General features: G+C 45.4%; 12 protein-coding genes, 2 tRNA genes and 3 rRNA genes. 9 read left to right on the forward strand and 8 right to left on the reverse strand.

Annotated features, from left to right (window positions below; all coding sequences use genetic code 11):
* Positions 1-295 precede the first annotated feature (295 nt).
* Both H9W84_RS07875 and H9W84_RS07880 read left to right on the forward strand, forming a co-directional pair.
* On the forward strand, positions 296-508 hold the full coding sequence (locus tag H9W84_RS07875; protein ID WP_239742867.1) for a DUF2905 domain-containing protein: 213 nt from the start codon (positions 296-298) through the stop codon (positions 506-508).
* A gap of 113 nt (positions 509-621) precedes the next feature.
* Positions 622-2,268 (forward strand): vWA domain-containing protein, encoded by a 1,647-nt coding sequence (locus H9W84_RS07880; protein WP_239742868.1) that lies wholly within the window; start codon positions 622-624, stop codon positions 2,266-2,268.
* A gap of 72 nt (positions 2,269-2,340) precedes the next feature.
* Here the strand turns inward: H9W84_RS07880 and upp are convergent, their stop codons facing one another.
* From upp to H9W84_RS07910, 6 genes are all read right to left on the reverse strand, one after another.
* Complete coding sequence (upp, locus tag H9W84_RS07885) at positions 2,341-2,976, reverse strand: uracil phosphoribosyltransferase (protein ID WP_065263959.1); 636 nt, start codon at positions 2,974-2,976, stop codon at positions 2,341-2,343.
* A gap of 159 nt (positions 2,977-3,135) precedes the next feature.
* Positions 3,136-3,249: ribosomal RNA gene (rrf, locus tag H9W84_RS07890) — 5S ribosomal RNA — on the reverse strand.
* Between the two features lie 96 nt (positions 3,250-3,345).
* Positions 3,346-6,204 (reverse strand): 23S ribosomal RNA (locus H9W84_RS07895).
* A 398-nt stretch (positions 6,205-6,602) separates the two neighbouring features.
* Positions 6,603-6,678, reverse strand: a tRNA-Ala gene (locus tag H9W84_RS07900).
* A gap of 85 nt (positions 6,679-6,763) precedes the next feature.
* A tRNA-Ile gene (locus H9W84_RS07905) sits at positions 6,764-6,840 on the reverse strand.
* Between the two features lie 161 nt (positions 6,841-7,001).
* Positions 7,002-8,533, reverse strand: a 16S ribosomal RNA gene (locus tag H9W84_RS07910).
* Together the 16S, 23S and 5S rRNA genes with 2 tRNA genes alongside form the textbook arrangement of a ribosomal RNA operon.
* 585 nt (positions 8,534-9,118) lie before the next feature.
* On the opposite strand from H9W84_RS07910, the gene ccoG reads away from it, so the two are divergent.
* Positions 9,119-10,543: a cytochrome c oxidase accessory protein CcoG gene (gene ccoG / locus H9W84_RS07915; RefSeq protein WP_050325858.1), complete on the forward strand. Its 1,425-nt coding sequence runs from the start codon at positions 9,119-9,121 to the stop codon at positions 10,541-10,543.
* A gap of 125 nt (positions 10,544-10,668) precedes the next feature.
* The gene (locus H9W84_RS07920; protein WP_239742869.1) at positions 10,669-11,235 is read left to right on the forward strand and encodes a FixH family protein; all 567 of its coding nucleotides are present in this window, start codon (positions 10,669-10,671) and stop codon (positions 11,233-11,235) included.
* A gap of 153 nt (positions 11,236-11,388) precedes the next feature.
* Here H9W84_RS07920 and H9W84_RS07925 read toward each other — a convergent pair whose 3' ends face one another.
* Positions 11,389-12,312, reverse strand: coding sequence for a PHP domain-containing protein (locus H9W84_RS07925; RefSeq protein WP_420846652.1), 924 nt, complete (start codon positions 12,310-12,312; stop codon positions 11,389-11,391).
* Positions 12,313-12,503: 191 nt separating this feature from the next.
* Here H9W84_RS07925 and H9W84_RS07930 point away from each other — a divergent pair, with 191 nt between their 5' ends.
* From H9W84_RS07930 to H9W84_RS07945, 4 genes are all read left to right on the forward strand, one after another.
* Complete coding sequence (locus tag H9W84_RS07930) at positions 12,504-13,067, forward strand: inner membrane-spanning protein YciB (protein ID WP_007115181.1); 564 nt, start codon at positions 12,504-12,506, stop codon at positions 13,065-13,067.
* A 12-nt stretch (positions 13,068-13,079) separates the two neighbouring features.
* Positions 13,080-13,382 carry a YciI family protein gene (locus H9W84_RS07935; RefSeq protein WP_076777104.1) on the forward strand — a complete coding sequence of 101 codons (303 nt, stop codon included), beginning with the start codon at positions 13,080-13,082 and terminating at the stop codon, positions 13,380-13,382.
* Between the two features lie 65 nt (positions 13,383-13,447).
* Positions 13,448-13,876, forward strand: coding sequence for an SH3 domain-containing protein (locus H9W84_RS07940; RefSeq protein WP_239742870.1), 429 nt, complete (start codon positions 13,448-13,450; stop codon positions 13,874-13,876).
* Between the two features lie 44 nt (positions 13,877-13,920).
* Positions 13,921-15,201 carry a TIGR03862 family flavoprotein gene (locus H9W84_RS07945; protein WP_239742871.1) on the forward strand — a complete coding sequence of 427 codons (1,281 nt, stop codon included), beginning with the start codon at positions 13,921-13,923 and terminating at the stop codon, positions 15,199-15,201.
* Between the two features lie 24 nt (positions 15,202-15,225).
* On the opposite strand, the gene H9W84_RS07950 is transcribed toward H9W84_RS07945, so the two are convergent.
* Positions 15,226-16,575, reverse strand: a complete 1,350-nt coding sequence (locus H9W84_RS07950; RefSeq protein WP_239742872.1) for an APC family permease — start codon at positions 16,573-16,575, stop codon at positions 15,226-15,228.
* Between the two features lie 146 nt (positions 16,576-16,721).
* Between H9W84_RS07950 and mnmC1 the strand changes: the two genes are divergently transcribed.
* Positions 16,722-18,815, forward strand: coding sequence for an FAD-dependent 5-carboxymethylaminomethyl-2-thiouridine(34) oxidoreductase MnmC1 (gene mnmC1, locus H9W84_RS07955; protein WP_239742874.1), 2,094 nt, complete (start codon positions 16,722-16,724; stop codon positions 18,813-18,815).

Genomic DNA, 18,815 nt, shown 5'->3' on the forward strand with positions numbered 1-18,815 from the left:
TTAAATGCAAAATAATTATCTAGAAATAACCTATAGGCTGAATGGATTAAATCATTCTCATGCCTGATGGCTGCGTTATATTCACCTTCTGTCTAAAACTCCAATGTATTGCTCCGAATAAAGACTCGAAGCCTCAAAAGTTATGTGATAGCCTTTCTTTTTGATAAAATATTCTCAATAAAATTTAAATTTTTATTTTTACATCAAGCTTACATCATAACAACTAAACACAGCACTAAAAACGTTAAAAAATCATTAAAATACAAACCATTATAATAATGAAAAGGTTTTCAATATGGCAAAAATTTTAATCGGCTTAGGCATTTTAATGCTCATTATTGGGCTAATTTGGCACTTTTTCCCCACCGCCTTTAATTGGTTTGGTCGTATGCCTGGCGACGTTAATTATCGCTCAGAAGGTGGCGGCTTTAGTTTTCATTTTCCCATCGTCACAATGATTATCGTGAGTATCATTCTTACTATTATTCTTAACCTATTTAACCGCTGACACCGTGCTAATCACAGCCATGTCTAGCGGGTTTTATCGCAAAAAACTGCCTTTTTCATCAAAAAATGTCGTAAACTGTGATTACGCCAGCCACGATTGAAAAGGAGTTAGTCATGCAGCGCGACATTTTTAAGCCAACACTACTGAGCCTCGTCATCGCCCAAAGCTTATTGACGGCGTGTAGCCCCTCACCGTCAAACAACCGTGATACGAGCCCTGCCACACCTGTTATCGCCTCACCAACGCCCGTGGTTGCTGCGCCTGCCATGATGATGGAAGCGGCAGCAATGACCAAGATGGCGCGCTACTCACCCATCATGCCGATGCCGATACCACAGGGTAATAGCGAAAAATATCAGCACCTTGCAGTCAACCCCATTCACCAAACCGCCACCGATGCGGTTGCCACTTTTAGTATCGATACCGACACGGGCAGCTACGCCAATGTGCGCCGTTTTCTCAACAACGGACAATTACCGCCCACTGATGCGGTGCGTATTGAAGAGCTTATCAATTATTTTAACTATGATTTTTCACAAGCCAAACGCCTTGCCAACGCCCCTTTTTTGGTAAGTACCGAAACGGCTGCCGCACCTTGGCGTGCTACCAATCGTATCATCAAAGTGGCTATCAAAGCAGATGACCCTACCATCACCAAACAAAGCGTCTTACCGCCTGCCAACTTGGTATTTTTGGTAGATGTATCGGGCTCGATGTCAGACAACGATAAATTACCACTGGTCAAATCTTCGCTAAAAATGCTCACCAGACAATTGAGGTCGCAAGATACCATCAGTATCGTGACCTATGCAGGTCATACCCAAGTGACGCTTCCTGCCACCAAAGGTAGTGACACCGACAAAATATCAGCCGCAATTGATAGCCTAGATGCCAGTGGTTCGACCAATGGCGAAGCAGCGATAAAGCTGGCTTATCAACAAGCAAAAATCCACTATAAAAAAGACGGCATCAACCGCATTTTGATGATGACCGATGGGGATTTTAATGTCGGTGTATCGGACGTCGATGAAATGCTAGATATTATCCGCCGTGAGCGTGATAGCGGTGTGTCACTTTCCACGTTTGGCTTTGGTGAAGGCAATTTAAACGACCACATGATGGAACAAGTCGCGGATAACGGCAATGGTAACTATAGCTACATTGACAGCCTGTCTGAGGCCAAAAAAGCCTTGGTAGACGAAATGTCAGCCACCTTCAATACCGTAGCAAAAGACGTTAAAGTCCAAGTGGAATTCAATCCCCAGACGGTTAAAGAATGGCGGTTGATTGGGTATGAAAATCGTGTCCTTGAAAAAGAAGATTTTAACAACGATAAAGTAGATGCAGGTGAGCTAGGGGCAGGCAAATCTGTGGTTGCGCTGTTTGAAATTACCCCTGTGGGGCAGCAAGGTTGGCTAGACGATAGCCGTTACCAAGCTCACCCTATCAATCACACAGGCAAAAATACTGAGTTAGGGTTTTTAAAACTTCGCTATAAAGCCCCAAATAGCAAAACATCAACGCTTTTGACCCTGCCCATTAGCAATCAGACCCAACAGCCAAGCAATGAGCTGGCATTTGCGCTAAGTGTGGCAAGTTTTGGTGAAACCCTCAAGCAAAGCAAATACCTCGCTAATTGGCGACTAAATGACAGCAAGCGACTCGCCCAAGCCAATATCGGCAACGACCCACAAGGTATTCGCCGCGAATTTATTAAGCTTATCGATTTAGCCGATAGCTTACAACCCATCAAAAAATAGCCACTATGCAACTGTCAATAAAAAAGCTAGATAAATCATCTAGCTTTTTTACTAATTTTACTATTTTGCTCATCAGTGCTGTTTTGTGCCAAAAATTTTATCCCCTGCATCCCCAAGCCCTGGGATAATATACCCCTGTTCATTCAAATGGCTATCGAGGGCTGCGGTAAAAATCTTCACATCAGGATGGGCATCATTCACCGCTTTTACCCCTTCAGGCGTTGCTACCAATACCAAGGCTTTAATATTTTTACAACCGTGTTTTTTCATCATATCAATCGTTGCTACCATACTACCGCCCGTGGCAAGCATAGGATCTAAAATCAACGCAGGACGCTCATTAATATCTTTGACCAATTTTTCAAAAAAAGGCACGGGCTCAAGGGTATCCTCATCACGTTGCAATCCAACCATCGAGATTTTAGCCGTGGGAATAAGGTCTAAAACCCCATCAAGCATTCCTAAACCTGCGCGCAAGATAGGTACAACAGTAACCGTTTTACCTTTGATTTGAATTCCTTCTATTTGGTTACCTTCCCAGCCCTGAATGCTGATTGTTTCTATGGGAAAATCACGGCTTGCTTCATACGCCATCAAACGGGCAAGCTCTTTGGTTAAGGTACGAAATTTATAAGTGCTACTATCTGCCTCGCGCATCAAGGATAATTTATGCTTAACTAAGGGATGGTCAATAACGGTAATTTGCATGGTAACACTCACTTTAAATTTCACACCAAAAATTTTCGCCTATTTTACCCAAAGTCTGCGATAAAAACATTAATTTTCTATTCTGAGTTTTTCTCTGAGTCTTTCAGGGATGCAAAAAAACACCCCCTTACTAATGTAAGGGGGTGTTTTGGAATAGGGAGCTGACGATGACCTACTCTCACATGGGCGAACCACACTACCATTGGCGCATTGGAGTTTCACTTCTGAGTTCGGGAAGGGATCAGGTGGGACCTCCAAGCTATTATCGTCAGCAAAGGGGGATAGAGGAATGAGTTATTAAAAGTAAAGTATCAGCTATATCAAGCGAGGTGAATATCGTTATTACCTACAAAGCCATTTAGGCGTTGTATAGTCAAGCCAAACGAGCAATTAGTATTGGTTAGCTACACATATCACTATGCTTCCACACCCAACCTATCAACGTCGTAGTCTACAACGGCTCTTTAGGGAAATCTAATCTTAAGGTGGGCTTCCCGCTTAGATGCTTTCAGCGGTTATCCCATCCGAACATAGCTACTCGGCAATGCGACTGGCGTCACAACCGAAACACCAGAGGTTCGTCCACTCTGGTCCTCTCGTACTAGGAGCAGATCCTCTCAAATTTCCAACGCCCACGGTAGATAGGGACCGAACTGTCTCACGACGTTCTAAACCCAGCTCGCGTACCTCTTTAAATGGCGAACAGCCATACCCTTGGGACCTGCTTCAGCCCCAGGATGAGATGAGCCGACATCGAGGTGCCAAACACCGCCGTCGATATGAACTCTTGGGCGGTATCAGCCTGTTATCCCCAGAGTACCTTTTATCCGTTGAGCGATGGCCCTTCCATACAGAACCACCGGATCACTAAGACCTACTTTCGTATCTGCTCGACTTGTGGGTCTCGCAGTTAAGCGCGCTTTTGCCTTTATACTCTTCGAACGATTTCCGACCGTTCTGAGCGCACCTTCGTACTCCTCCGTTACTCTTTAGGAGGAGACCGCCCCAGTCAAACTACCCACCATACATTGTCCTCAGCTCTGTTAAGCTTGAGTTAGAACCCCAACATTACCAGGGTGGTATTTCAAGGATGGCTCCACAGACACTGGCGTGCCTGCTTCAAAGCCTCCCACCTATCCTACACAGGTAAGGTCAAAGTTCAATGTAAAGCTGTAGTAAAGGTTCACGGGGTCTTTCCGTCTAGCCGCGGGTACACAGCATCTTCACTGCGATTTCGATTTCACTGAGTCTCTGCTGGAGACAGCGCCGCCATCATTATGCCATTCGTGCAGGTCGGAACTTACCCGACAAGGAATTTCGCTACCTTAGGACCGTTATAGTTACGGCCGCCGTTTACTGGGGCTTCGATCAAGAGCTTCGCTTACGCTAACCCCATCAATTAACCTTCCAGCACCGGGCAGGCATCACACCCTATACGTCCACTTTCGTGTTTGCAGAGTGCTGTGTTTTTAATAAACAGTTGCAGCGGCCTGGTATCTGCGACTGCCAATAGCTTTGTAGTGCGTGACTACTCACCATCGGCAGCGTACCTTCTCCCGAAGTTACGGTACCATTTTGCCTAGTTCCTTCAGCAGAGTTCTCTCAAGCGCCTTGGTATTCTCTACCTGACCACCTGTGTCGGTTTCGGGTACGATTTCTTTATGACTATCGCTTAGAAGCTTTTCCTGGAAGCAGGGTATTTGCCACTTCGCTGTACAAGTACAGCTTGCTATCAGATCTCATTAATAGTCTAGCGGATTTGCCTACTAAACCTAACTACATCCTTCCACTTGGACAACCATCGCCAAGCTGGCATAACCTTCTCCGTCCCTCCATCGCATCATAAACAAGTATCGGAATATTAACCGATTTCCCATCGACTACGCCTTTCGGCCTCGCCTTAGGGGTCGACTCACCCAGCCCCGATTAACGTTGGACTGGAACCCTTGGTCTTCCGGCGAACGGGCTTTTCACCCGTTTTGTCGTTACTCACGTCAGCATTCGCTCTTGTGATACCTCCAGCATGCTTTACAACACACCTTCACAGGCTTACACAATGCTCCCCTACCACTTAATTGAAACAATTAAATCCGCAGCTTCGGCTCCTAGTTTGAGCCCCGTTACATCTTCCGCGCAGGCCGACTCGACTAGTGAGCTATTACGCTTTCTTTAAAGGATGGCTGCTTCTAAGCCAACCTCCTAGCTGTCTGTGCCTTCCCACATCGTTTCCCACTTAACTAGGAATTTGGGGCCTTAGCTGGCGGTCTGGGTTGTTTCCCTCTTGACGACGGACGTTAGCACCCGCCGTCTGTCTCCCGGATATCACTCATCGGTATTCGGAGTTTGCATCGGTTTGGTAAGTCGGGATGACCCCCTAGCCGAAACAGTGCTCTACCCCCAATGGTGTTCGTCCGAGGCGCTACCTAAATAGCTTTCGGGGAGAACCAGCTATCACCGAGTTTGATTAGCCTTTCACCCCTATCCACAAGTCATCCCCTGGCTTTTCAACGACAGTGGGTTCGGTCCTCCGGTAACTGTTACGTCACTTTCAACCTGCTCATGGATAGATCACTCGGTTTCGGGTCTATACCCTGCAACTAGACGCCCTATTAAGACTCGGTTTCCCTACGGCTCCCCTATTCGGTTAACCTTGCTACAGAATATAAGTCGCTGACCCATTATACAAAAGGTACGCCGTCACGGAACATGTCCGCTCCGACTGCTTGTATGCACACGGTTTCAGGTTCTATTTCACTCCCCTCACAGGGGTTCTTTTCGCCTTTCCCTCACGGTACTGGTTCACTATCGGTCAGTCAGGAGTATTTAGCCTTGGAGGATGGTCCCCCCATCTTCAGACAGAATTTCTCGTGTTCCGCCCTACTTAATATGCTTCTTATAACCTTTCGAGTACGGGATTATCACCCTCTACGATTGACCTTTCCAAGTCATTCCTCTAAATTATAATCAGTCGGCTCCTCCCCGTTCGCTCGCCGCTACTAGGGGAATCTCTATTGATGTCTTTTCCTCGGGTTACTGAGATGTTTCACTTCTCCCGGTTTGCCTCGTAAATAAATTTACGATACCTGTCTTATGACAAGTGGGTTTCCCCATTCAGATATCGCCGGATCACAGGATATTGCCGCCTCCCCGACGCTTTTCGCAGGCTGTCACGTCTTTCATCGCCTCTGACTGCCAAGGCATCCACCATGTGCACTTCATTACTTGACTATACAACCCTAAATAGCTTCATCTGTTGCCAAATGAGTGACAGCTATTACTTGCTTTGCATCTCGAAATAATTCGAGATTTCAAGCAAGTGCTTACTGCACTTTTCTATTTGAGTTATATTCGTAATGGTAACGATCTTCACCTATGTTTACGCTTGATTCAGTTCTCTTTACTTTTAAGTAATCAGTTGTTCCAATCATTTCTTTGGGTCTGATTGGCTGATTACTAAGGTTAATTATCTTCGTTGGAACTTGATAATTAACCCAGACTCATTTCTCTATGTTGTTATTGAATTATCAGACCTTCGTCAGGTCATGATTTCTGATAAAACAGATTGAAGTAATCTCTTAATTCACTGACTAAATTACTCTGTCTGCTTTATTACGTTAAGCTAATTATGGTGGAGCCAAGGAGAGTCGAACTCCTGACCTCCTGCGTGCAAGGCAGGCGCTCTACCAACTGAGCTATGGCCCCTGAGCAAGGATCAGCAAAGCATCGCTTTGCCCGAGCGCAAGAGAATTTACGAAGTAAATTCTAAAGCATTTAACCTCTGGTTAAATGGTGGGTCTAATAAGACTTGAACTTATGACCCCTGCCTTATCAAGGCAGTGCTCTAACCAACTGAGCTATAGACCCCGAAAGCCGTTAAAGCAAAGCACCGCTTTGCTAGGCTTGAGCCGAAAATCCTTTAAATAGGATTTTCGCTAGTAACCTTGCAAAGTAATGTTTTATTTACTTGGCTTATTAGCTTACTACACAAGAACAACTTGCTGTGAATTCTCACTTAGTGCTTTAGTTAAGGAGGTGATCCAGCCGCAGGTTCCCCTACGGCTACCTTGTTACGACTTCACCCCAGTCATCGACCACACCGTGGTAAGCGCCCTCTTGCGTTAGGCTACCTACTTCTGGTGCAATAGACTCCCATGGTGTGACGGGCGGTGTGTACAAGGCCCGGGAACGTATTCACCGCAGCATTCTGATCTGCGATTACTAGCGATTCCGACTTCATGGAGTCGAGTTGCAGACTCCAATCCGGACTACGATAGGCTTTTTGAGATTAGCATCACATCGCTGTGTAGCAACCCTCTGTACCTACCATTGTAGCACGTGTGTAGCCCTGGTCGTAAGGGCCATGATGACTTGACGTCGTCCCCGCCTTCCTCCAGTTTGTCACTGGCAGTATCCTTAAAGTTCCCGGCTTAACCCGCTGGCAAATAAGGAAAAGGGTTGCGCTCGTTGCGGGACTTAACCCAACATCTCACGACACGAGCTGACGACAGCCATGCAGCACCTGTATGTGAATTCCCGAAGGCACTCCCGCATCTCTGCAGGATTCTCACTATGTCAAGACCAGGTAAGGTTCTTCGCGTTGCATCGAATTAAACCACATGCTCCACCGCTTGTGCGGGCCCCCGTCAATTCATTTGAGTTTTAACCTTGCGGCCGTACTCCCCAGGCGGTCTACTTATCGCGTTAACTGCGCCACTAAAGTCTCAAGGACCCCAACGGCTAGTAGACATCGTTTACGGCGTGGACTACCAGGGTATCTAATCCTGTTTGCTACCCACGCTTTCGAATCTCAGTGTCAATATTATGCCAGGAAGCTGCCTTCGCCATCGGTATTCCTCCAGATCTCTACGCATTTCACCGCTACACCTGGAATTCTACTTCCCTCTCACATATTCTAGCACCACCAGTATCACATGCAGTTCCCAGGTTAAGCCCGGGGATTTCACATGTGACTTAATGAGCCACCTACACTCGCTTTACGCCCAGTAATTCCGATTAACGCTCGCACCCTCTGTATTACCGCGGCTGCTGGCACAGAGTTAGCCGGTGCTTATTCTGCAGGTAACGTCTAATCTAATGGGTATTAACCATTAGCCTCTCCTCCCTGCTTAAAGTGCTTTACAACCAAAAGGCCTTCTTCACACACGCGGCATGGCTGGATCAGGGTTGCCCCCATTGTCCAATATTCCCCACTGCTGCCTCCCGTAGGAGTCCGGACCGTGTCTCAGTTCCGGTGTGACTGATCATCCTCTCAGACCAGTTACAGATCGTCGCCTTGGTGGGCCTTTACCCCACCAACTAGCTAATCTGATTTAGGCTCATCTAATAGCAAGAGCTTGCGCCCCCTTTCACCCGTAGGTCGTATGCGGTATTAATTCGAGTTTCCCCGAGCTATCCCCCACTACTAGGCAGATTCCTAAATGTTACTCACCCGTCCGCCACTAATCATATCTAGCAAGCTAGATAATCATCGTTCGACTTGCATGTGTTAAGCCTGCCGCCAGCGTTCAATCTGAGCCATGATCAAACTCTTCAGTTTAATCTTTCTATCTATTGTCATCGCTATGCGATGTCAATAGATTTAATTTGTTGACTCAATTATTTATACTGTCTTTGCTCAAATAAACTTACGAGTATCTTCACTCTGACAATACAATTAATAAAGTCTTAATTTTATCGCCCTAAGTGAAAATCCACACAAGTTGTTCTTGTGTTCGTTGTTATTTAGTTCACAACATCATCGGCTGATGTCGTTAAGAAGGTCGCTATTTTAACAGCTTATTTTGTGTTGTCAATAACTTTTTTCTTTAATTTTTTATGACCGCTCAACTTATATCTATATTAATTTAAGTTGTTGTTTTTACTACAGTTTGTGGCTGTAGTCGCTGCCAGTGAGTGCGTATTATACGCTTTTCTTTTTACCTGTCAATACCACTACGAAAAGTTTTTTCATTTATTTTGCAGTTATTGATAATTCCCTTTATTTTGTGGGTATTTACTGCCATTTGATATATAATTGAATATATTGTTTAAGCAATTTTTCGTTAGGCGATGTTCGGTGGTTTTGCGGTTGTCGTCTTTCATTTTTTTTATGTTCATGTCAGAAAATATGTGAGGGCAAACAATGTCTGTACAACCTCCTTCCCCTGCTGGTAATGATTTTAGACTTCCTGTTCACCAAGTAGATGCCACTAAAAAACGCGTACACCCCCGTTTTGTGACGGGTTTTTATCAAAACATCCGCGTTGTCAGTATGTATTTTTTATTGTTGTTGTTTTTGGTGTTACCATGGATTCGCTATGGCGGACACCAAGCAATATGGTTCGATTTCTCGGGTTCTAAGATTGTGCTATTTGGGCTAACTTTTTTACCCCAAGACGTTTTTATTTTTGCGTTTTTCTTTATGGTTGCTGCCTTTTTATTGTTTATGGTGACCGTTTATGCCGGTCGTGTGTGGTGTGGCTATGCGTGTCCACAGACGATTTGGACGCATATGTACCAATATACTGAGAAGCTTATCATCGGTGATCGTAATAAGCAGTTTAAGTTAGATAAAGCGCCTTGGAATGGCGAAAAAATCATGAAACGCGGCTTGGTGTATCTGATTTGGTTTATCATGGCGTTGGTGACTGCATTGACGTTTAGTAGTTATGCCGTTGGGACTGATTATCTTTATCATAGTTGGCAATGGTTTGGCGTTATTCCTGTGCCAGATTGGACACCGCTAACTTGGGTTTCGGTACTTATTTTTACCTTTGCGACGTTTGCCAATGCAGGCTATATGCGTGAGCACTTTTGTACCCATATTTGCCCCTATGGCCGCTTCCAAAGCGTGATGTTCGATAAAGATACGTTGATTGTCACCTATGACTATAAACGTGGTGAGCCACGTGGCGCACGTAAAAGAGGCGGTGAAGATGAGAACTTAGGTGACTGTATCAACTGTTTGATGTGTGTGCAAGTGTGTCCGACGGGTATCGATATTCGTGATGGTTTGCAAGTTGAATGCATCCAGTGTGCGGCCTGTGTCGATGCGTGTAATGACATCATGGATAAAGTTAATAAACCACGCGGTTTGATTCGTTATAGTACCGAACGCCAATTGGTAGAGAATGAGCCAAGTAAAATTTTGCGTCCACGGTTTTTTGCTTATTTGGCGGTAATTACGTTGTTGATTGGGACGGGGGTTTATTTTTTAACCAGCCGTGTACCGCTACAGATTGATATACGCCGTGACCGTAATCAGTTGTCGTCAATCAATGCGCAAGGTTTGGTAGAAAATAACTATATCATCAAAATCACCAACAAAACCCAGCAAGACCATGATTATGCGGTGACATTGACACCACAACCCGGCTTAAAACTTGATAGCCGCTTTAAAACCATTCCATTAGAAGCAGGCGAAAGTTATGACTTCCCTGTCAGTGTGCTAGGCGATCCAAAAGTGATTACCCAAAGCAATATCCCTATCCAAATGCAAGTGGTGAGCGTGGATGATGGCGGTAAATATAAAGCGGTAAAAGATAACGTGTTTACCACCGATAAATAAGTTTGATTGCCTAAAAAAGCTGATTTTGATAATCGGCTTTTTTTGTGCCAAATTATTGGCGCACGTTATTGGGTACGGGTTTTTCTGCTATACTAGCTTTTTGATTGTTATCTGCTGAGTGGTCTATGGCAACACCGACAAATTCTCCTGCTTCATCAACTTCTAATCAGTCGATATCCAAACTTTGGTATAAAAATTATATGGTTTGGATTTTTGTCATTGGTCTGCCGCTATTTGTGGTAGTCGCCTGTATCTGGTTCGTGTTTTACTCGGTGAGAATCCAAGACTCTACTGTGCGTGATGACTGGTACATGGATGGTAAGACCTTATATGCGGATGTGTCCAAAGATAAACTGGCGCATGATTTGGGGCTAACCGGTCAAATGATAATTAGCCAGCAGTCCGTCAATTTTAAACTTGAGGCGCCCGCCGGTGACAAGTTTAACGCACCTGAGCAATTGGCAGTGGAGATTTCCCATGCCACCCAAAAGCAAAAAGACCGTGACATTATCGTCAAACGGTTAAGTGATGGCAGTTATGCGGGCAATGTACAGCTAGACCCGTCTAAAGGCAAATACTATATTGTAGTGCATGACCCAGCCAATAGCTGGCGACTGCGTGCAATTGAGGAGTTGCCGATGGCGAAGTCGATTGCCTTTAAGCCACTGACCGCGTTTGACAAAAAATCTTAGTTTCAGTCAACTAATTACAGGCACTTGGTTACAGGTACTTGGCTTCCTTGTACCTTTTATAAATATCGTCATCAGTAAAAATGCCAAAAAAGCCTGCTGGCTATTTAGAAAACCCTGCTTGTTAGTTAAAAAATGGTAACTGAGGGTAAATTTTTAGCAACTCTCCCAAATCCCCACCTGCCCTTCATGCAATTTTGGTACACCGCCAAGCACCCGCCAAGGCATGGTGCTGCCGTGAAAATCACTACCGATAGACACTTTTAACCCATGTTCTTTAATGACCCGATCCACCATATGACGCGTTGAAGTCGGTTCATTGCTGGCAGGCAATTCCACTGCATCGCCACCGCTACTGGCAAAATCTGCAATCAGTTTACGCACTTTGTTGGCGGTTAAATTATAACGGGTCGCATGAGCCAAAGACGCTTTGCCACCACAGTCATGAATCAAATTGATGCAATCTTTAAGCGATAAGCCATCGAGTGCCACATAGCAAGGTTTATGGTCAGCCAAATAGCCAGTAAAGGCTTTTTGCACATCACTCACCAAACCTTGATCCGCCATCACTTTGGCGATATGGGTACGACCGACCGCTTGCGGATTACCTTTGGCTTGCACTAACACAGCCTGCCAAATTTCATCCATCGGGCGTTTAAAGGTACTTGCCACACGCTCGCACATCGCATAGCCGCGCGTTTCTCGATTGGCTTGGATGGCAGCGAGTTTGCTATGCATTGTTTCAATATCACTAAAGCCGTACCCCAATACATGAATCACTTTTTCATTTTGGGCAGGTTTTTTGGAGTAGCCGCCCATGACACGATGACGACAGCTGATTTCAACACCGTGAATCAGCGTCATACCAAGACTTTCAGCGGTTTGGCGCGCCTCAAGGATACCAAGTACCGTATCATGGTCGCTTAAGGATAATACTTTCACCCCTTTTTCATGCGCTTTTTGCACCACTTCGCTTGGGCTAAAAGTGCCATCTGAGCAGGTACTGTGACAATGCATATCAATCGGAAGTTGGGTATAAATAGGACTGCTAGACAAGATATCGAGATTTAAAGAATTCACAAATACGCCTTAATTACAAAAGCTGGTTGCCAACAATAGGACAAAAAGGGGTTAAGACAAAGAGGGGTTAACTCTGCGCTGGCTTACTCACAAGGGCACGTGGTGGATGAAGCAAGGAAAATCGCAAAGTTACTTTTCGATTTTAGCATATCCGTGTAAACTAGCGGCTAAGATTTTTGTTAGAGATGACTATGAGCGGTTTATTGGATTTGCTACCTTTACTGGCATTTTTTTACTTTTCCAAACAGCAAGGGGTATTGGCAGGTGCGGCGGCGTTATTGATTACCACACTGGTGGTATATGTCGTGCATTTTGCCCGGCAAAAAGGCAAGCTCAATAAACAGCAGTGGGTCACGCTGATTTTAACCGTGGGATTTTGTGGGTTAAGCTTAATTTTCCATGACGAAGCATTTTTAAAATGGAAATCAACTGTCATCAATAGCGTGTTTGCAGTTGCCCTCATTATCAGTGTCGCGATAGGTAAACCGCTATTAGAGTTGGCAATGAAAAATGTGTTTCGATTGACCCAATCGGGCTGGAATAGACTCACCCTCGCTTGGGCAGGGTATTTCTTGCTGATGGCAGGTTTGCAATATTATTTTGCGTTTTTTACCAACAACGATACTTGGATTAATTTTAAAAGCTGGGGATGGATACCGGTGATGCTGGTGTTTTTAATCGGGCAATTTGTGTTCTTAAAAAACCATCTAAATCCAGATATACAACAACAAATCAATGATAAAGGAAAAAACTAAAGGAGAATATGGATGGCACTTTATATTATTATCGGTCATGACGTTCCTGATAGCCTTGAGCTACGCAAACAATTCCGTTCTGCTCATCTTGAGCGTCTTACGCGGTTAGATGAACAGCGCCGTCTAATCATCGCAGGTCCTACGCCAATTGTACATGGAGAGCCTGAAATGAGTGGCAGTGTATTGGTCGTGGATTTTGACAGCGATGAAGCCGTGCAAGCTTGGGCAAGCGAAGAGCCTTACTTATTAAATGGTGTATATAGTCATGTGGATATCAAACCTTTTATCCAAGTTTTTCCTAAATCAGTGAGTTAATATTGGGTTTATCAGTTGTTTGTAGTACATAATTGGCAAAGTCTGGGTGGTGATAGGTGACAAGCATGAAAAATTTGGTGGGCTCTTTGGCAAGCGGCGCAGTGTTATTGACGGTATTACAGGTGACAAGCCTGACCCATGCAGCACCGCAAGTTGTCGTCACTGACCCAAAAACAGGACAACCGCTCGCCAAACAGCCAGAGATTGCCTCAAGCGTTGCCAGTAGCACCTCACCGATGCAAAACCCCAAACAACCTACCCTTGCCCAGCTCAACCAGCCCACTGACAGCCAGTTGTCCAACGCCAACCAACAACTCTTGGCAAAAAATGCTGAATTACAAAACCAAGTCGATAGTTTAAATACGCAGGTCAAAGTGCTTGTCAATGAGCGCAGTGGACAGATTTTTATCTACGGGGCGGTCACTGCACTGCTCAGTGGTATACTTGGTATCGCACTGGGCTGGATGGTCGCGGGACGTAAAGGTCGTTGGTAGTCGACTTTATAAGCCTACTACTATAAGCCTGACATTGACTTACTATGATGCCAAATAACCAAGCCGACCTGCCAAAAAAGCCCACTGTCGCCATCATTGGCGCAGGTCCTGCTGGCCTGATGGTGGCAGATTATCTGCGCCAGTTTGATGTCACAATCCACGTATTTGAACAAAAACCTTCCCCTGCCCGCAAACTATTGATGGCGGGTAAATCTGGACTCAATATCTCGCACGCTGAGCCTGTTGATACCTTTGTCACACGTTATCAGCCCAATGATTGGTTAACGCCGTATATTGAAGATTTTAATGCGACGCATATCCGTGATTTTATGACCCGCTTAGGGATTGAATCTTTTGTTGGCTCGACAGGGCGCATCTTTCCTACCATGATGAAAGCCTCGCCACTATTGCGGGCGTGGTTGCAAGCGCTGCAGCAGGACGGCGTAACGTTTTTTTATCGGCATAGCTGTGACAACATTGAGGGCAAGGAAGCGACTTTTTCGGTAGCGCATGAAAGCGGCAACCTGACTGTTAGCCAAAGCTTTGATGCGATTGTGTTGGCAACGGGCGCGATGTCATGGTCGCGGCTCGGTAGTGATGGCAAATGGCAAGCATGGCTCAGCGATACAGAATTGACGCCGTTTTATGCCAGCAATGTCGGTATCTGTCGCCCACTGTCGCAGCCTTGGTCGGCGCATTTGCACCGCGATTTTGGCAAAGCGTTAAAACGCGTGAAAGCCCAGGTGGCATTGCCCAATGGCAAAATTGAGCAGGGTTTTGGTGATATTATTCTCACCCATTATGGCATGGAAAGCGGGCTGATATACCGGCTCAATCGTGCTATGCGTGAGCAATTAAATCATACGGGCAAGGTATCACTACAACTTGATTTACTGCCTGATGTGGCTGACGAAAAATTATTGAGTAGTTTAAAAAACCCCAAAAAACAATCGCTAGCTAACCTGTGGCGAAAGGCAGGACTTGATCCGGTCAAAATCGCCTTACTCAGAGAAATCGTCGCAAAAACGCACTGGCATAATGCCGATAAGATGACAAAGGCAATCAAACAGTTAACCGTAGAATTTGATAGCTTTCGACCGATTGAAGAAGCAATTAGCTGTGGCGGCGGGGTAAAACGCACAGCATTAACCGAGGATTTTGCGCTAAAATCCAATCCTTATGTATTTTGCTGTGGCGAGATGCTTGATTGGGATGCGCCAACGGGTGGCTATCTGCTGACGGCTTGTTTTGCCACGGGTCGAGCCGTCGGACAAGGCGTGGCGCAGTTTTTAGCGTTATCCAAAAAATTGACGCAATGCACTTGATATAAGGTACTTGACATAAGGTACTTATCGACTGTGCAGATAGCGACTGTAAAGGTAGGCAAGCAGCAGCACAAGCGCACAAATCGGTAAGCAGACAGGCAAGAACAGCGGATTTTGCATACCGCCGAACACTACCATCAATGAGCCCAATGCCGCCAAAATTGGCGATATCACACCCAATAATATACTTTTGATATGACCTTGTTGCCATAAGCGAAACACCGCAAAGTAAAATACCAAATACAGTAAGTAACTCACCACAATCGCGATTTCTGAAATATCCATATCGCCTAGCAGCTGATGTTTCATCGCCGCATAGTGCACAGCCGCCCAAAACATCGATAAGGCAAAACCTAGCAGCGCTGAACCAATCGATAGCTGATAATTGGGCGACACGTCACGCAATTGCGCGCTAAACGGAATCAATGATTTGAGCGCTAAAGAATGGGGCAGACGAATCAGCCCTAATACCAAGCCATTGACTGTACCCATCACCGAAATCACCACAAATACCAAAAAGGCTTTGGCAGCGGTTTCGCCAAATAACTGGGTCGCCACCACATAGACGCTTTCATCACCCAATGCCATCACTTGTGCGGCGCCTAGATACGAGGTGAGTCCAACAAAATACAGTAAATAGCCCAATAAAATCAATATAGGCGCAACAACTAAGGCAATCGGTAAATTACGTTTGGCATGTTTGATTTCCCCTGAAATACTGGTAGAGACCACCCAACCATCAAATGAAAACGCAATCGGACCAATGGCACCGAGCCATGCCAAAGACTGCGTCGCTTGACGCGCGGATTCATTTGGATAGGTTAATGCAGCCACAGGGTCACCATAGACAAACGCCATCACCCCTAGCACAAATAACGGAATTAATTTAACGACAGTGGCAAAGACTTGAAAACGCCCTGCAAACACCGCTGCCATCACATTAAACAGATAACAAATGACAAACCACGTAAGCCCAATGCCCATTTGTAATTCAAGCGATGCCTCTTTTACCCCAAATAACAGGGCGGTGTAAATACCCACCACCCACGTCACCACCACACCAAGTGTGGGGTAATACAAAAACAATTGAAACCAGCCAATCATTGTAGAAAAATGTGGACTGACAAATTCATCGGCATAGCCAATCAAGCCGCCGTGCGCATCGGTACGTTTTGCCAGCTCAGCAATCGATAGCGAACCAAAAATAATCGCCACTGCCGCCAATACAAAAACCACCACGCCCAGCGCCACATTGCCATTGGTATATTTTAAAACATTGTCTGCCTTAAAAAATATCCCTGAGCCAATCACAATCCCCACAATCATTGCCAATGCGGTGATTAAGTTATAACGCCCGTTAGTTGATTGATTCATGTTGTTACCACACCCAAAAAAAGCTGCATGCCATGTTGCAACGATAAAAAATCAGTTATGCTATACCCCCTAATCGCTGTTTTCAAGCCTTGTATTAGTAATATTTTACTTAGCACTAACTTTTAGTTATTTATTATGGGTCACTGATGCCACAATCTAGCCAACGTCCTGTCACAAACTCAAGCACTACCCCAGCATCAACCATTCAAACCGCCAAACTGCACTGGCAGCTAGACGATAACGGCGTGACTGTCCCCCTCTCTAGCGAATTTGGCGATGTTTATTTTTCCAAAACCGATGGCTTGGCAGAATCTCGCCATGTTTTTATTGATGGCAACGACTTAACCAATAGCCTCACTAATTTGAAGAACTTTGAACGATTTGTGATCGGTGAGATTGGTTTTGGGACAGGGCTTAATTTCTTGGCTATTTGGCAACTTTGGCAACAAATCAGACCTGACAATCATAGCCATTTACATATCATTACCACCGAAAAATTTCCCCTACGCAAAACTGACCTTGAACAAGCTTTAAGCGTGTGGACAGAGCTTGCTGGGTTATCACAACAGCTCATTGACAACTATCCACCGCCACTGGCTGGCTGCCATCGTTTGAACTGGTTTGATGAACGATTGACGATTGATTTATGGCTTGGCGATGCGACGAGTAGTTTGTCACAAGTGACTGGGCAAGGTAAAGTCGATGCGTGGCTGCTTGATGGGTTTGCGCCGAGTTGTAACCAAGAGCTTTGGTCAGAGAGTTTATTGGCTCAAATTGCAAGGTTATCCAAACCTCACACGACTTTGGCGACATTTAGCGTGGCAAGCGCAGTCAAACAGGGGCTAAAACATCAGGGTTTTACCTTAGCCAAACGTAAAGGCTTTGGCAAAAAGCGAGAAATGCTCACCGCAAGCTTTCAACCTAAGTTAACATCCGCCAATTTTTGCGAGGTTTATTTTCGCTATAACAAAAAAATTAAACCATTTTTTGTCACCCTACCCTTTACTGACACGTTTGAATCCCGACGTCGTCAGCGTCGAAAAGCCAATAACGTTAAAGGCTTTAAACTACCCAATTTTTCTGCTATTACAAAACCGCTGTCTGTGGCGGTGATTGGCGCGGGTGTGGCGGGGTTAAGCAGTGCGTATGCCTTAGCCGCCCGTGGACACAAGGTCACCATTTTTGATAAAGCGCAACCATTGGCAGGGGCATCGGGCAACATCCGCGGTTTTCTTGCGCCAAAACTTACCAGCCTAAAACGCCTTGAAACCAATCTACATGCGATTGGTTATTTGGCAAGCTGTCGATTTTACCCTTATTTGACCGCACAGACCGGTATTAACATCCTACAGACCACCGGCTGTTTGGATTTACTCTCACACAATCGCTTACATCTTGATGAAGTCAAAGATTTTCCCATTGAATTTGCCCGTTTATTGACTGCTGAACAAGCCAAAGCAAAAGTCGGTTATGAGGTTGGGCAAGCGATATTTTTGCCCAATGCCGGGTTAATCACTACCGCAAACTTTGCCAATGCTGTTTTAGGCCACCCCAATATCAGCTTTCAAACTGAGGAATTAACCTATTTTCAGCAAGCCTATTTTCAGCAAGATTGCGACCAGGTGCTATTAACATTCACTGAGCGTCAGCAGTTTTTTGACCATGTGATTTTGTGCATGGCTTTAGACACCTGCGATTTTCTACCCACCATCAAACGCTTTAATCACAGCCGTGGGCAAGTGACGTGGTTTGCTGTCGATGCGCATGATAAAGCACAGTTGCCAAAACTGCCGTTAAAGTATGGCAGTTATTACGCCAGTTTTAACGAAAACAGTAAACGCCATGTCATGCTTGGGGCAAGTTTTGTCAGGGATACCTTGGATACTGCACCAGCAGTTGCTGACCATAAGATGAATGTGGCAGATTTGGCGGATGCGGTGCCCGATTTGGTCAATAACACCGATATATTTACCGTCGAAAAAAACATACCCCATTGGCAGGGTCGCGCCAGTATCCGCAGCCAAACCGTGGATTATCTACCCCTAGTTGGGCAGGTTTGGCAAGCGGGTTATGAAAGCAAAAGCCGAGTCTGGAGCTTTTCGGCATTGGGGTCAAAGGGCTATGCTTATGCGCCGATTTGTAGTGAGTTGCTGGCGGGACTGATGTGTGGAGAAGTTTTGCCATTGTCTGAAAAGATGGTCAACAGTTTAAGTCCCAATCGCAAGGTCATTCGACGCTAA

It is taken from the genome of Moraxella tetraodonis (assembly GCF_022359095.1).
GTDB lineage: Bacteria > Pseudomonadota > Gammaproteobacteria > Pseudomonadales > Moraxellaceae > Faucicola > Faucicola tetraodonis.